Origin of the sequence: Streptomyces sp. NPDC020489, from assembly GCF_044386545.1 — a bacterium.
In the GTDB taxonomy this organism is placed as follows: Bacteria; Actinomycetota; Actinomycetes; order Streptomycetales; family Streptomycetaceae; genus Streptomyces.
This window is the reverse complement of sequence record NZ_JBIRUZ010000001.1, coordinates 503,631-519,136: the sequence shown is the minus strand read 5'-3', so window position 1 is coordinate 519,136 and position 15,506 is coordinate 503,631. Positions and strand designations below refer to the sequence as shown.

Below are 15,506 nucleotides of genomic sequence, written 5' to 3'. Positions count from 1 at the left end.
CACCACGGTAGTGCCCTGGTCAGGAATCGCGGGAGAATACGGCCACGGTCCGCCCGGGAACGGTGAAGGTGCCCGAAGCCCGTTCGTAGGACGACCTCTTGACGGTGGAGTCCGCGCCCGCCGCCTGCACCTCGTGCAGCGCGTACGCCGTACCGGCCAGCGCGGCCACCCGCTGCTCCTGCGCCCGCGGCGTCGCGTTGAACACCACGACGAGATCGCTGCGGTCACCGAGCGCCATGGTGATCACGCCCGGCGTCTCCTCGGTGCCCGAGAGCGGGAAGGAGAGCTGCGACTGCACCTGCGCGGCCGTGCCGAGGGAGAACAGGCTCTCCGTCGCCCGGATCCGCAGCAGGTCCCGGTAGGCCGCCGAGGCGCCCTCGATCTGCGGGCAGCCGACCTCGACCGAGCCCAACAGCGGCTTGGCCCAGGTCCACTTGGACGCGTTGTCGGCCGCCATCGGCAGTCCGCGTCCGAAGCCGTTGCCGTCCCGGCAGTTCCAGTGGATGGCGTTGAACCAGTCGCCGCTGTCGTAGGAGTTGCGGTCCAGGGACTTGGAGCGCAACAGGTCGGTGCCCGCCTGGGAGAGCGACGGGCCCTGCGAGAGGGTCGCGGTCGCCATGGCGAGGACCTGCATCCGGGCGCGGTCGTCGGCGCTGGTGGTGGCGGGCAGTTTGTACGTCAGCGCGTCGAACAGCGACTCGTTGTCGTGCGCGTCGGCGTAGGCGAGGGCGTCGCCGGGGGCGTCCGCGTAGCCGGCGGGGGCGCCGTTGTAGTCGACGTCGGAGCCCTTGACCTCCTTGCCGCTGGTGTCGGTGAAGGTGTACGCGCTCAGGTTGCCCGAGAGGCCGACCTTGATGAGGTCCTGGTAGTGCAGCAGGCGGGACCGCTGCTCGGCCGAGGTGCCGTTGCTGGTGGAGGAGTTGGGGTCGGTGTAGAGGCCGGAGGCGAAGCCCTGGACGCCCGGGTCCTCGTCGAAGGGGCCGCCGCCGCGCACCGCGTCGCGGGCCCGGTCGGAGAAGGTGGCGATGCCGGTTCCGGCCATGTTCTTCTGGGTGGCCTGGACGAAGCGGGCGTCGTCGGCGACCTCGCCGAAGTTCCAGCCCTCGCCGTACAGGATGATCTTCTTGCCGTCGACGCCGTCCTTGGCGGGGGTCAGCGCGTCCAGGGCCTTGCGGACCGCCAGGATGTTGGCCTTCGGGTGGTGGCCCATCAAGTCGAAGCGGAAGCCGTCGACCTTGTACTCCTTGGCCCAGGTGACGATGGAGTCGACGACCAGCTTGCCCATCATGGCGTTCTCGGTGGCCGTGTTGGAGCAGCAGGTGCTGTTGGCGACCGAGCCGTCGGCGAGCAGGCGCTGGTAGTAGCCGGGGACGACCTTGTCGAGGACGCTGGTGTCGGCCTGGCCGCTGGCGGCGGTGTGGTTGTAGACGACGTCCATGACGACCCGCAGGCCGTCCTCGTTCAGGGACTTGACCATCTCGCGGAACTCGACGGTACGGGCGGTACCTTCGGGATCGGTGGCGTACGAGCCCTCGGGGACCGTGTAGTGGTAGGGGTCGTAGCCCCAGTTGTAGGCGTCCTTGGCCGCGGACTTCGCCACGCACTCCTGCTGCTTGTCGGAGTCGGCCGGGTAGGAGGCCAGGTCGCAGTCCGGGGTCGCCTGGTCCGCGCGGCGCTCGGGGATGGTGGCGATGTCGAAGGCCGGGAGGAGATGGACGTAGGAGGTGCCCGACCTCGCGAGCGCCTTCAGGTGCCTGGAGCCGTCGCTGTCCTTGTCGGTGAAGGCGAGGTACGTCCCCGGGTCACTGGCGGTCCGGTCCGCGACGGAGAAGTCCCGGACGTGCAGCTCCTGGATCTGGGCGTCCTTGAGCGGGACGGCCTTCGGCTTGGTGTACGTCGACCAGCCGCGCGGGGCGAGGGACTTGTCGTGCAGGTCGACGACGAGGCTGCGCTCGGAGTCGGTGGTCAGGGCGACCGAGTAGGGGTCGGTGACCTTGTTGGTGACGACCTTCCGGACGCTGGGGGCCCAGACCTTCACCACGTACCGGTAGGCCTTGCCCTTCCAGGACGTGGGGCCGGTGACGGACCAGACGCCGGTGGCGGCGTCGCGCTTCATCCGCACCGTGGAGCCGTCGAGCTCCAGGGCCACGTTCTGCGCGGTCGGCGCCCACACGGACAGCCTCGGGCGGCCGCTCCTGTCGAACGTGGGGCCCAGCTCCGCCTTGGTCGCGCCCGGGTACAGATCGTCGAGGACGCCGGCGAGCTGCACCCCGGTCGCCGCGAGCACGGCGCCGTTCACGGCCCGCTGGGAGGCGACGACCTGGCCCCTCAGTGCCTCGCGGACCCGGTCGCGGTCCCGCGGGTCGACCGTCCAGGCGGTGTAGCCCTTCAGGTGCGGGAACCTCTTCTTCTGGGCGTCGGTGAGGGTGGCTTTCGACAGTCGCAGCCAGCGCTCGTCGTCGCTGGTCAGCGTCCCGTTCCGGGCCGTGATCGAGCCGCTGCGGCTGTAGAGCAGCTGGGTGGAGGCGGCCGTCTCGGCGCCGTTCCAGGCGACCGTGTCGCGGTCGAGCCAGACCGCCTTGGCGGTGGTCAGGTCGAGGGCGGCCGCGGTGCCCGCGGGCTGCGGGAGCAGGTACTTCTCCTGGCCGTTCACCAGCCACACCTCGTGGCCGTTCGCCGTGAGGTCCAGCGACTGGTCGCCGGGCAGGTCCTTCTCGTCGCCCTTGTGGAGGATGTAGCTGAGGCTGGTGGCCCCGTCGGTGAGCGGAACCTCGTAGACCGCGCCATAGGCGTCAGTCTTCACCGGCTGAAGGGGCTTCGACCAGTCCGTGGGGTTCGCGGCGCCCGTCCAGACGTGCAGTCCCCAGCCGTCGTAGTTCCCGTCGGCCCGGTGGTAGTGCAGGACCGCCTTGGTCTTGTCCTGCGCGGGGTAGTCCGGCCTCTCGGTGACGACGTCCGTCTTGCCCTGCTCGATCCACACCTCGCCGGTTCTGGTGACGTCGATCGTGCGGTCGGCGGAGACGTCCTTGGTGCCGTCCTTGTCGATGACGAGGTAGCCGACGCTGCTGGCGCCCGGCTTCAACTTGACCCAGGCGAAGGCCCCGTAGGCGTCACGGCCGATGAAGGGGTGGCTGTCCGGCCAGTTCGTGGCCTCGCCGTCGGCGATGTCGCCCCAGGCGTACAGGCCCCAGTTGGCGTAGTCGCCGTCGGTGCGCTTGTAGTGCACGATCGCGTAGTCGCGGGAGGAGGCGGTGGGGATCTCCTCGGCGGGCGGGGTGCCGGTGGTGGAGGCCGCCGTGGCGCTCGCGGTGCGGCCTGCCGAGTCGATGACAACGGCCTTGTAGCGCAGCGCGGTTCCGGTCGGCAGCTTCTTCCCGAGGACCTGTGTGACCTTGTACGGGGCGTGGTCGGCGGAGCCGAGGGTGCGCCACTTACCGCCCGCGACCTGCGCGGCGAAGACGACCCGGTTCAGGCCGCCGCCGTCGACGTCGGCGGAGATCTCCACCGTGCCGGTGGCGCCGGGGGTCGGGGCCTTGAGGGTGAGCGTCGGCGCGGTGGCGGGCTTGGCGGGCCTGCCGGCCGCCTTGAGGACGATCGCGGAGCCGGCCGGGACGCTGACGGTGAGCCTCTTGTCGCCGCCCGACGTCACGGTGGCGTCGGTGCCGTAGCGCCCGTGGTACGTCATGCCGGCCGAACCCACCGCGAACGTCGCCGACTTGGTCTCACCGGCGTTGTTGAACGCCACGACGTACTCGGTGCCCGTCTTGGCGTCGGTGCGCGAGAAGGCGTAGACCCCGGGGCCGTCGGCCGCGTGGCGCTCGGTCTGGACGCCGTCGGTGAGGGCCGGGTCGGCCTTGCGGAGCTTGGCGAGTGCGGCGATCTGCCGGTAGAGCGGCGTGTTCGTGTCGTACGCGTCGCTCGCGTGGGTGCGGTCGGTGCCGATCTCGTCGTCGTCGAGGTAGTCGGCGGTCTTCGAGGCGAACATCGTCTGGCGGGCGTCCTTGTCGCCGCCGGCGCCCGTGAAGCCCTGCTCGTCGCCGTAGTAGACGACCGGGTTGCCGCGGCTGAGGAACATCAGCTCGTTGGCGAGCCTGCCCTTGGCGAGCAGCTCGGCGTCGGTCGCCTTCGGGTTGTCCTGTTTCAGGAAGGACCCGATGCGGCCCATGTCGTGGTTGCCGAGGAAGGTGACCTGCTCGTACGCGTTGGCCTTGTCGGTCGTGTACTTGTAGTCGTCGCCGAAGACCGCGGCCAGCCGCTGGGCGCTGCCGCCCTGGGAGGCGTACTGCCGCGCCGCCTCCTGGAAGGGGAAGTCGAGCGTGGCGTCGAGGCGGCCCTGGGTGACGTAGGGCGAGGTGACGTCCGTGTCGGCGGAGTAGACCTCGCCGAACATGAAGAAGTCCTCGCGCCCCCTCTTGGCGGCGTAGGCGTCGAGGGCGGTGGCCCACTGGGTCCAGAACTCGGTGTTGACGTGCTTCACGGTGTCGATCCGAAAGCCGTCGACCCGGAAGTCCCGCACCCATCTCTCGTAGATCTTCTCCATGCCGCTGACGACCTCGGGACGCTCGGTCCACAGGTCGTCGAGGCCGGAGAAGTCGCCCTGGTCGGAGCTCTCACCGGCGAAGGTGGAGTCGCCGCGGTTGTGGTACATCGTGGGGTCGTTGAGCCACGACGGCACCTTGACGTTCTTCCTCGCGGCGGCCACGGTCGGCGTGCGCGGGAAGGAGTCGGTGTCGACGTCGGGGAAGTCCCGCTCGCCGTCGGCGTGGTCGGAGTCGTCGAAGGGCTCGCCGTCCTCCGTCAGGTACGGGAAGGCGCCCTTGGAGAGGTAGCCGTAAGACTTCTCCTCGTAGTCGACGACGTCGGCGGTGTGGTTGGTGATGACGTCGAAGAAGACCTTCATGCCCTTGGCGTGGGCCTTGGAGATCAGGTTCTCCAGGTCCTTGTTCGTCCCGAAGTGCGGGTCGACCTGGGTGAAGTCGGTGATCCAGTAGCCGTGGTAGCCGGCGGAGGCGTCGCTGCCGGTCCCCTGCACGGGCTGGTTCTTGAAGAGGGGGGCCATCCAGATGGCGGTGGTGCCCAGGCCCTTGATGTAGTCGAGCTTCTGCGTCAGGCCCTTGAGGTCGCCGCCCTGGTAGAAGCCCTTGTCGGTGGGGTCGTACCCGGTGGTGAGGCGGGTGCCGGTCAGGCCGCCCTTGTCGTTGCCGGTGTCGCCGTTGGCGAAACGGTCCGGCAGGACGAAGTAGAACTGCTCGCGGGTGGCGTCGTGCCGGGCGGGCTCGGCGGCGAGCTTGGCGTCGGACGGTGGCGGAGGCGGGGTGTCGGCCCGCGCCGCGAGGGGTTGGACGAGCGCTGCGGCCAGCGCGGTGACGGTGACCGCGGCGATCCGTCCGGCGTGGGCGGTGCGGCGCCTCGACGGCGACGGCCATCTCGGTATCACGGATGGACTCCTTGCGATTGCGGCGGCTCTACGTGGGTCCGACCCCGCGCGACCGTATCGCCGCCGCAACGCTTACAGCAAGAGTCGTGAAAGCAATGGAAAGAAGTTTCAGAACGACTCAGCAGCTCGACTTGCCCGCGTAGATCGCGAGGGCCGTGTGGGCGCCCAGCGTCGCGGTGAACTGGCCGGCGGAGTTCACGCTCACCGTGGTGTTGTTCTGCACGTTGCAGTACGTACCGGCGGCGAGGGAGGTCTGGTAGGTGCGGCTCAGGCTGCCCGACTCGTGGTTGATCGCCACGTACCCCTTGCTGCCGCGCCCGAAGGCGATGGCGTCGCCCCCGTTGTCCCACCAGTCGGTGACGGCCTGGCCGCGGGTGGCGTTGCGGAAGGCGACCATGCGCAGGATCTCCGGCCAGGCGTGCTGGCACTTCCAGCCGTCCTGCCAACAGGCGGTTACCGAGCCGTTGTTGGGCGGCCCGGCGTCGGTGGAGGACCACTCGTAGCCGGAGTTGACGTCCGGGGCGCCGTACGGGTGGGCGAGCATGAAGACGTTGGCCAGGGTGTAGGTCGCGCCGTCCTTGTAGGTGAGGGTGGAGCCGTTGCGCTCGGTGTCGTGGTTGTCGACGAAGACACCGGCGACCGAGCTGCTCAGGTACCCCCAGCCCTCGCCGTAGTTCTTCAGATAGGCGAGGTTCTCGTTGGTGAAGACGCGCTTGAGGTCGAAGGCGTAACGGAACTCCTGCACATCGCCGTTGCCCGTGTACTCGGTGGGCTGGACGGCCTCTCCGCTGCCGAAGATGACCTCCTGCTTCCAGTACGCGGAGGTGTTGGACAGCCGCGACCTGATGTTGGCGAGGTCGGCCGCCGGGATGTGCTTGGCCGCGTCGATGCGGAAGCCGTCCACCCCGTAGCCGAGCAGGGAGTTCAGGTATCCGGCGATGGTGGCGCGGACGTACGGCTCGCCGGTGTCCAGGTCGGCGAGGCCGACGAGTTCGCAGTTCTGGACGTTGGCGCGGTTGGTGTAGTCGGTGATGGTGGACGTGCAGTCGTCGAAGTCGTAGGACGAGTACAGGCCCGGGTAGGCGTACTTGGTGTACGACGAGCCGCCGGTGCCGGTGCCGCTGCCCGCGGACATGTGGTTGATCACGGTGTCGACGACGACCTTCACGCCGGCCGCGTGACACGTGTCCACCATGCTCTTGAAGGCGGTGGCGTCGCCGAGGCGCCCGGCGATCCGGTAACTGACGGGCTGGTACGACGTCCACCACTGCGAGCCCTGGATGTGCTCGGCGGGCGGGGAGACCTGGACGTAGCCGTAACCGGCGGGGCCGAGGGTGCGGGTGCACTCCTTGGCGACGGAGGCGAAGTTCCACTCGAACATCACCGCGGTGACGTCCTTGGTGCCGGGCGGGGAGGCGTGGGCGGTCCCGGCGGGGGTGAGGAGGGCCGCGGCTGCGGCGAGCGCGGTCAGGGAGGCGCTGGCGGACCATCTCGATATCACGGGGGGCTCCTTGCGGACGGGCGGGCACCCTTGCCCGACGTCGGCGTGAACGTACCGCCGACGAAAGGTTTACAGCAAGAGGCTTGAAACCGACGGCAAGAATTTTCACCGACTCTCCGGGTCCTCGCCGGTGATCTCGGCCAACAGGGCCCGGGCCCTGGGGATCCGGGGATGCTCCGGGTGCAGGAACCGCTCGCAGTCGCTCACCGCCCGCCGCGCGACCGTCTCCGCCTCGTCCCGGCGCCCCAGGCCGTGCAGGGCCTCGGCGGTGGCCAGATCCAGGCCCCCGCTGTGGGCCCGTACCCGGGGCGGGGTGTACCGGCGGGCCTCGGCCAGGGCCTCCTCGTACCGTCCCTGACCGCTCAGGCTGCGCACCAGGCCGCAGTGGAGTGCGGCGAGGGAGGCGCCCTCGGCCCGGGGCAGGTTCCCGCGGGCGATGGCCTCGGCCTCCTCGTGGCGGCCCTGTACGCACAGCACGGCGACCAGGTTGTCCAGCACGGACAGCTCGATGTCCCACACCGGGGCCAGATGCTTGAGCCGGGTGACCCCGCGCAGGATGTCCAGGCCTTCCGCCTCGGCCTCGACGTGGCGCCCCGCCTCGGCGAGGACCACCATGCGGTTGCTGCGCACCATCAGCGACAGCTGCTGCGCCGCCGTACCCGGCGTCTGCCGCAACTCCGCGGCGAGGGACTCCAGTTCGGGGAGCACTCGCGCGCCCCGCCCCAGGGCGCACGCGGCCCCGGTCGCCATGGCCCTGGCGCACTGCTCCCACACGAGGCGCTGTTCGCGCCCGCGCAGCCGCCCTGCCTGCGCCTGAAGCTCCCTCGCCCCGGCCTCCAGCTCCTCGTACGCGCCGTCCTGCCAGAGCCGGACGAGGCGGTCCACAGCGGCCGACTCCCGTGAGCGGCCCCGGATCATCCGTGCGATCTCCACGGTCGGCGAGGGTACGGGACGGCGGCGCGGCGGCAACAGGCCAGGGCCCGCCGCCTGTCGGGGCGACGGGCCCTGGCAGGCCGCGGGTCGGTCAGGCCGTGGTCCACCACACCGTGGTGTCCGAGGGCACCTTCGTCTCGCCGTCGGCCTCCGTGAGCTCACCGTTCGTCAGCAGGACGCGGCCGTACGAGGGGGTCGCCACCGACTCGCCGCTGGTGTTCGCCACGCACACGAACTCGCCGCGGCGGAAGGCGAGGACGCCCTCGGGTGCGCGCAGCCACTCCACCGCGTCACCGGCGCCGAGGTCCGGCCGGGTGCGGCGGATCTCCAGTGCCGCGCGGTACAGCTCCAGCGTCGAGCCCGGGGTGCCCGTCTGGGCCTCCACGCTCAGCTCCGCCCAGCTCGCGGGCTGCGGCAGCCAGCTGCCGCCGGAGCCGAAGCCGTACGAGGAGCCCTCGCGGGTCCACGGGATCGGCACCCGGCAGCCGTCGCGGAAGCCGTCCTGGCCCTGGCCGCGGAAGTAGGCCGGGTCCTGGCGGACCTCGTCGGGGAGGTCGACGACGTCCGGCAGACCCAGCTCCTCGCCCTGGTAGACGTAGGCCGAGCCGGGCAGGGCCAGCATCAGGAGCGTGGCCGCCCGTGCGCGGCGCAGACCCAGCTCCCGGTCGCCGGCCTCCCGGATCTGGGTGCCGAGGCCGGGCGGGTTGGCGAAGCGGGTCGCGTGGCGGGTGACGTCGTGGTTGGACAGGACCCACGTGGCCGGGGCCCCCACCGGGCGCATCGCCTCCAGCGTGCGGTCGATCACCTGCCGCAGCTCCGCCGCCTCCCAGGCCGTGCTCAGGTACTGGAAGTTGAAGGCCTGGTGCAGTTCGTCGGGGCGGACGTAGTTCGCGGTGCGCTCGACCGTCGGGGTCCAGGCCTCGGCGACGAAGATGCGCTCGCCGGGGTACTCGTCGAGGATGAGGCGCCACTCGCGGTAGATCTCGTGCACGCCGTCCTGGTCGAAGAACGGCATGACATCGTTGCCCAGCAGTTTGAGCTGATCGCCGGCGCCGCCGATGTCGGGCAGGCCCTCGGCCTTCACCATGCCGTGGGCCACGTCGATGCGGAACCCGTCGACGCCCATGTCCAGCCAGAAGCGCAGGATGGAGCGGAACTCGTCGCCGACGGCCGGGTGTTCCCAGTTGAGGTCCGGCTGCTCCGGGGCGAAGAGGTGCAGGTACCACTCGCCCGGGGTGCCGTCCGGTTCGGTCACCCGCGTCCACGCCGGGCCGCCGAAGATGGACTCCCAGTCGTTGGGCGGGAGTTCACCGTCGGCGCCCTTGCCGGGGCGGAAGTGGTAGCGGTCCCGCAGGGGCGAGCCGGGGCCCTCGCGCAGCGCCCGCTTGAACCACTCGTGCTGGTCCGAGGAGTGGTTCGGGACCAGGTCGACGATGATCCGCAGACCCAGTTCGTGCGCGTCGCGGATCAGCGCGTCGGCGTCGAGCAGATTGCCGAACATCGGGTCCACGGCACGGTAGTCGGCGACGTCGTAGCCGGCGTCGGCCTGCGGGGAGGCGTAGAAGGGGCTGAGCCACACGGCGTCCACGCCGAGGTCGCGCAGGTACGGGAGTCGGGAGCGTACGCCTTCCAGGTCGCCCATGCCGTCGCCGTTGCTGTCGGCGAAGCTGCGCGGATACACCTGGTAGATCACCGCGTCCCGCCACCAGTCGCCGCGCTTGGCTTCGGCGGGGTGGGGGGCCGGGGCGAGGGCGGAGTGCTGCTGGCTCATGGCGTCCTTGGTGGGTGACGGGTTCATCAGGTCAAAGGCAGGAGGGTGACGGGGCGACCGTGGTCACAGCGGGGTCGGATGGCGACCACGGCCGCCCCGGGCAACGGGAGGGCGCTCAGCCCTTGGTACCGCCCGCGGTCAGGCCCGTGACGAGGTTCTTCTGCACGAGGTAGAAGAACGCCGAGACCGGTATCGCGATCAGCACGGCCGTCGCGGCCATCAGGTTGCGCTGGGCGTCGTGCTCGCTCACGAAGCTCTGGAGGCCGACGGCGAACGTGTACTTCGTGTCGGACAGCATGAACGTCGAGGCGAACGCGACCTCGCCGAAGGCGGTGAGGAAGCTGTAGAACGCGGCGACCGCGAGTCCGGGTTTGGCGAGCGGCAGGATCAGCCGCGCGAACGTCCCGAAGGGCGTCAGCCCGTCGATGCGTCCGGCCTCGTCGATCTCGAACGGGATGGTGTCGAAGTACCCCTTGAGCAGCCAGGCGCAGTACGGCACCGCCGTGGTGCAGTACACCAGGACGAGCCCGAGGTAGCTGTTGATGAGCTGGAGGTCCGAGAGCATCTGGTACATCGGCACCATGAGGACGGCCACCGGGAACATCTGGGTGACCAGGAGCACCCACATGAACTTGCGGTAGCCCGGAAAGCGCATCCGGGACACGGCGTACCCGGTGGTCGCGGCCAGCAGCACACCGATCACCGTGGTGCCCAGCGAGACGATCAGCGAGCTCTTGAGCCAGCTGAAGAACTCGGTGTGCTGGAGGACGAACGCGTAGTTCTCGAACGTCATCTTCTTCCAGATGCCGCCCGGGTGGAGGTAGTCGTCCTTGTCCGGGCCGAGGGACAGGAAGACCAGCCAGACGATCGGGAAGAGCGCGACGAGGCTCGCGACGATCAGGATGCCGTGCGAGACGAGGGAGCCGGCGCGGCTCTGCTCACCGCGGCGGATCCGGCCGGGGGCCGGTGCGGGGCCGGCCTTGGACACCGCGGCGGAGGTCTCGACTGTGGTCGTACTCATGGGGCTCCTGCCTCAGATCGCGAGCTGCTGGTCGTTGCGGTTCAGCCAGCGGCGGTAGAAGGAGGTGAAGACGATCAGGATGGCCAGCAGCAGAATGCCGTAGGCGGCCGACTGGGCGAAGTCACGCGGCTGCTGTCCGAAGCCGAGGTAGTACGCCCAGGTGACCAGGATCTGGGCGTCGGGGGCGGTGTCGCCGAACAGCAGGAAGATGATGGCGAACTGGTTGAAGGTCCAGATGATGCCGAGCAGGACCACGGTGGAGCTGACGGACCTGAGCCCCGGCAGGGTGACGTAGCGGAACCGCTGCCAGGCGCTGGCGCCGTCCATCTCGGCGGCCTCGTACAGCGAGGCGTCGATGGACTGGAGCCCGCCGAGCAGCGAGACCATCATGAACGGCACACCGCACCAGGTGTTGACCATGATCGCGGCGAACCGCTGCCAGAAGGTGTCCTCCAGCCACAGCGGGGCGGGCAGGTGGAGGGTCTCCAGGAAGCTGTTGATGACGCCGCCGTCGGCGAGCATGAACCGCCAGCCGAAGACGGTGACGAAGGTCGGCACGGCCCACGGCAGGACCAGGATCAGCCGGTAGAGGGTGCGGCCGCGCAGCTTCTGGTTGAGCAGCAGGGCGAGGGCGAGTCCGATGCCGTAGTGCAGGGCCACACAGGCGGCCGTCCACACGATCGTCCAGATGAAGTGCGACCAGAAGCGGTCGTAGGCGGTGTCGCCCCACAGGATGTCGGCGTAGTTGTCCAGGCCGATGAACTTGTAGGTGGCGTCGATGTGGTTGACGCCGATGGTCCGCGCCGTGTTCAGGCTGTTGGCGTCGGTGAGCGTGAGGTAGAGGCCGTACACCAGCGGGTAGAGCACGAGGACGCCGAGCACGACCACCACGGGGGCGATCATCGCGTACGCGTACCAGTGCTTGTGGTAGCGGTTCTTCAGGCGCTGGCCCAGCCCGGGGCCCGGCCCGCGGTCACCGCGGCGCTTGCCGGTCGCGCGGTCGATGGCGACTGTCATGGTTCGACACCTTCTGGGAGTTCAAGGGGTGTACGGCTCACAGGCCGATGGCCGCCGGATCCCTCCCCCGTGGTCCGGGGATCCGGCGGCCGCTCGGGGCTTACTTGCTGAAGTCCGGGACCAGCTTGGCGATCGCGGTCTCGGCGTTGCTCAGCCCCTTGTCCAGGGACTCCTTGCCACCGGCGATCTTGGGCAGCTCGGTGTCCAGCGGGCCCCACAGGGAGCTGTACTCCGGCAGCGCCGGGCGCGGCTGGGCGGCGGACAGGACCGTGCCGTAACCGGCGATGCCCGGGTCGGCCTTGACCTCGGTGGTGTAGGCGTCGTCACGGGTGGGCAGCGTGGAGTTCTTCAGCGCGATGGCCGACTGGGACTTCGCGGAGGTCATGAAGTTGACGAACTTCAGCGCGGCCTTCTGGTGGGCCTCGTCGGAGCCGGCGTAGACGGACAGGTTGTGACCGCCGGTCGGGGCGCCCGCCTTGCCGGTGGAGCCGGCCGGCACGGTGGCGATGCCGAGGTTGTTCCTGTCCTTGAACGCGGCGCCCTTGTAGAAGTTGGTGATCTCCCACGGGCCCTGGATGATCGCGGCGACCTTGCCGTTGACGAACGCGTCCTGGATGTGGGCGTAGGCGTCGGCGGTGGTGTCGGCCTTGTGCAGGCCCTTGCCGGAGAACAGGCTCAGCCAGGTGCCGTACGCCTTCTTCGCGGCGGCGGAGTTCACCGTGACCTTCCGGGCGTCGGCGTCGACGGTGTCGGTGCCCTCGCCGTAGAGGAAGGACTGGGCGTAGTAGGCCTGGGTGGAGCCCCAGTAGCCGTCGACGCCGGTCTTGTCCTTGATCGTGGCGGCGGCCTTCTTCAGGTCGTCCCAGGTCTTGGGGGCCTCGACGCCGGCCTTCTTCAGGAGGGCCTTGTTGTAGACGAGGGCGAGGGTGTCGGTGACCAGCGGGACACCGTAGGTCTTGCCCTCGTACTTGGCCTGCTCGATCAGGTTCGGCTTGAACTTGCTCTGGTCGGCGAGGGCCTCGGTGCCGTCCAGCGGCAGGAGGTAGCCCTTCTTGGCGAAGGCCGGGGTCCAGCCGACCTCGGAGCGCAGCACGTCCGGGGCGCCCGAGGCGCCGGCGGCGGTGTCGAACTTGTTCTGCGCCTGGTCGAAGGGGACGTTGACGTACTTGACCTTGACGTCCTTGTTGGCGGCCTCGAAGTCCTTGATGAGGGCCTTGTACGTCGGTGCCTCATTGGTGGCGTTGGAGGTGTCCCACCACGTGATGGTCACCGGACCGCTCGAGTCGCCGCCACTGTCGCTGTCGCCGTTGCAGGCCGTCGCCGCGAGGGCGAGGGACGCCACCAGTGCGGTGGCCGCTATGCCACGCCGCATGAGTTCTCCTTGAGGGTGAAAGCCCGTGTGGTGCAGGGGTGGCCCCGTCTGCCGTCCCTGCTGGTGCAGGGGGTGCGGTCCCGACCGCTCTCCCTGCCGTCGTGCCGACTGCGCCGTTGCCGCCGCCGGGCGTGGCCGAACGTAACAGCGCTGTAAGCGTTGCGAAAGACCTTGCAGCAAAAAAGTGCAAGACGCCCGCGAAGTTATCCGCGCGTGACCTGGGGGCAACTGCCGTGAGACCCTTGTTTCCAACGGTGGGGCGGCACACGGCGGGTTGTGCAAGACTCTGCAAGCTCTTGCCATCACTTTCATGAGGGAGCGCGATGACGCAGCAACCCGGAGCCACACGGCCAACAGGTCGGCCGCGGCGCCCCATTGGTGGGCAAGGGCAGACCCGGCCGGTACAGTCCACCCCTGTGACCACACGGCTTGCGGACATCGCCGCGCAAGCGGGGGTGAGCGAAGCGACCGTCAGCCGGGTCCTCAACGGCAAGCCGGGGGTCGCCGCCACCACCCGCCAGTCCGTGCTGGCCGCACTGGACGTGCTCGGCTACGAGCGTCCCGTGCGGCTGCGCCAGCGCAGCGAGGGCCTGGTGGGCCTGATAACCCCGGAGCTGGAGAACCCCATATTCCCGGCGCTGGCCCAGGTCATCGGGCAGGCGCTGACGCGGCAGGGCTACACCCCGGTCCTCGCCACCCAGACCCCGGGCGGCTCCACCGAGGACGAACTCACCGAGATGCTCGTCGACCGGGGCGTGGCCGGCATCATCTTCGTCTCCGGACTGCACGCGGACACCTCCGCCGACATGCAGCGCTACGAGCAGCTGCGCGGCCAGGGCGTGCCGTTCGTGCTCGTGGACGGTTTCTCGCCGAAGGTGCAGGCGCCGTTCATCTCCCCCGACGACCGGGCGGCGATGACGCTGGCGGTGACGCACCTGGCCTCGCTCGGGCACACCAGGATCGGCCTGGCGCTGGGGCCGAAGCGGTTCGTGCCCGTGCAGCGCAAGATCGAGGGCTTCGTGCGCGCGATGCAGGACCAGCTGGGGCTGCCCGCGCAGACGATCGAGACGGAACTGGTCCAGCACTCGCTCTACACCCTGGAGGGCGGCCAGGCCGCCGCCGCGGCGCTGATCGCCCGCGACTGCACGGCGGTGGTCTGCGCGAGCGACATGATGGCGCTGGGGGCGATACGGACCGCCCGGCAGCTCGGCCTGGAGGTACCGAAGGACATCTCGGTGGTCGGCTTCGACGACTCCCCGCTGATCGCCTTCACCGACCCGCCGCTCACCACGGTCCGCAAGCCGGTGCCCGCGATGGGACAGGCCGCGGTGCGCACGCTGCTCGAGGAGATCGGCGGAACGCCCGCGCCGCACAGCGAGTTCGTGTTCATGCCGGAGCTGGTGGTGCGCGGTTCGACCGCTTCGGCCCCTGGGGACCGGAATCGTCCTTAGGGCGGAGGAACCGGGCCTCCCGGGGCATGCGCAGGGATGAGCTCGAGGCCTCGTCTCGCCGTAGGACATGCGTCCTGGACCCGACCGGGGGATGATCTGGGGGCAAGGGCTTTTCTGGCAGACTCTGTGTCCATGGGTGATTCGACCGTGACGACACTGGAAGGCCGCGAAGAGGCCGTGTCCCAGCCTGTCGCGGCCGACACGAGGCCGGGTTTCCGGCACCGGCTGCGCACCCCGCGCCGCCCCCGCCTCTGGTTCGAGATCCTGCTGATCGCGGTGAGTTACTGGACGTACTCACTGATCCGCAACGCGGTCCCGGAGCAGCGGGCCGAGGCGCTGCGCAACGCCGACTGGATCTGGCGGGTCGAGCACGACCTGGGGATCGCGGTCGAGGAGTCGGTCAACCACGCCGTGAACTCGGTGACTTGGCTGATCGTGGGCATGAACTACTACTACGCGACACTGCACTTCGTGGTGACGCTGGGTGTCCTGGTGTGGCTCTTCCGCAGTCACCCGGGCCGTTACGCGGCGACGCGCACGGTGCTGTTCGCGACGACCGGCGTGGCCCTGGTCGGTTACTACCTGTACCCGCTGGCCCCGCCCCGGCTGATGAACGGCGGCGACTTCGTCGACACGGTCGTGGTGCACCAGACGTGGGGTTCGATGGCGTCCGGCGACCTGAAGAACATGTCGAACCAGTACGCCGCGATGCCGTCCATGCACATCGGCTGGTCCCTGTGGTGCGGTCTGACGATCTTCGCGTTGGCGTCGGTGCCGTGGGTGAAGGTCCTGGGCCTGCTGTACCCGGCGGCCACCCTGGTCGTCATCGTCGCCACCGCCAACCACTTCTGGCTCGACGCGGTCGGCGGCGTCCTCTGCCTCGCCTTCGGCTTCGCGGTGGCCCGCCTCTGGTACGGGGCCCTGCCGTACTCCCTGCCGCGGCTGGTACCGACGGGACGCGTGCCGGCCTCGCGGACGGTCTCCCGCTCCTAGCTCTGCGCTC

At 69.7% G+C, this 15,506-nt stretch carries 9 protein-coding genes; 2 read left to right on the top strand and 7 right to left on the bottom strand.

The features are described 5' to 3' along the window. Window positions 1–19 precede the first annotated feature (19 nt). The 7 genes from pulA to ACH41F_RS02270 all read right to left on the bottom strand — a co-directional run bounded on the left by pulA (window position 20) and on the right by ACH41F_RS02270 (window position 13,052). Window positions 20–5,437 carry a pullulanase-type alpha-1,6-glucosidase gene (gene pulA / locus ACH41F_RS02300; RefSeq protein ID WP_398832284.1) on the bottom strand — a complete coding sequence of 1,806 codons (5,418 nt, stop codon included), beginning with the start codon at window positions 5,435–5,437 and terminating at the stop codon, window positions 20–22. A 118-nt stretch (window positions 5,438–5,555) separates the two neighbouring features. Beyond that, window positions 5,556–6,938, bottom strand: a complete 1,383-nt coding sequence (locus tag ACH41F_RS02295; RefSeq protein WP_398832282.1) for an alpha-amylase family protein — start codon at window positions 6,936–6,938, stop codon at window positions 5,556–5,558. A 105-nt stretch (window positions 6,939–7,043) separates the two neighbouring features. Continuing rightward, window positions 7,044–7,871 carry a tetratricopeptide repeat protein gene (locus ACH41F_RS02290; RefSeq protein ID WP_398832280.1) on the bottom strand — a complete coding sequence of 276 codons (828 nt, stop codon included), beginning with the start codon at window positions 7,869–7,871 and terminating at the stop codon, window positions 7,044–7,046. Between the two features lie 91 nt (window positions 7,872–7,962). Then, window positions 7,963–9,642: an alpha-amylase family glycosyl hydrolase gene (locus ACH41F_RS02285; protein WP_391230577.1), complete on the bottom strand. Its 1,680-nt coding sequence runs from the start codon at window positions 9,640–9,642 to the stop codon at window positions 7,963–7,965. A gap of 115 nt (window positions 9,643–9,757) precedes the next feature. After that, a complete protein-coding gene (locus tag ACH41F_RS02280) occupies window positions 9,758–10,663 on the bottom strand; it encodes a sugar ABC transporter permease (RefSeq protein WP_398832277.1) in 906 nt (301 codons plus the stop codon). Between the two features lie 12 nt (window positions 10,664–10,675). Beyond that, entirely contained in the window at window positions 10,676–11,680 is a 1,005-nt protein-coding gene (locus tag ACH41F_RS02275) for an ABC transporter permease subunit (RefSeq protein ID WP_391229710.1), read from the bottom strand. A gap of 100 nt (window positions 11,681–11,780) precedes the next feature. Then, a complete protein-coding gene (locus ACH41F_RS02270; protein ID WP_391229707.1) occupies window positions 11,781–13,052 on the bottom strand; it encodes an extracellular solute-binding protein in 1,272 nt (423 codons plus the stop codon). 416 nt (window positions 13,053–13,468) lie between these two features. Between ACH41F_RS02270 and ACH41F_RS02265 the strand changes: the two genes are divergently transcribed. Together ACH41F_RS02265 and ACH41F_RS02260 are read left to right on the top strand one after the other, a co-directional pair. Then, window positions 13,469–14,503 (top strand): substrate-binding domain-containing protein, encoded by a 1,035-nt coding sequence (locus ACH41F_RS02265; RefSeq protein ID WP_391229705.1) that lies wholly within the window; start codon window positions 13,469–13,471, stop codon window positions 14,501–14,503. Between the two features lie 132 nt (window positions 14,504–14,635). Continuing rightward, window positions 14,636–15,496 (top strand): phosphatase PAP2 family protein, encoded by an 861-nt coding sequence (locus ACH41F_RS02260; protein ID WP_391229703.1) that lies wholly within the window; start codon window positions 14,636–14,638, stop codon window positions 15,494–15,496. Window positions 15,497–15,506: the final 10 nt, after the last annotated feature.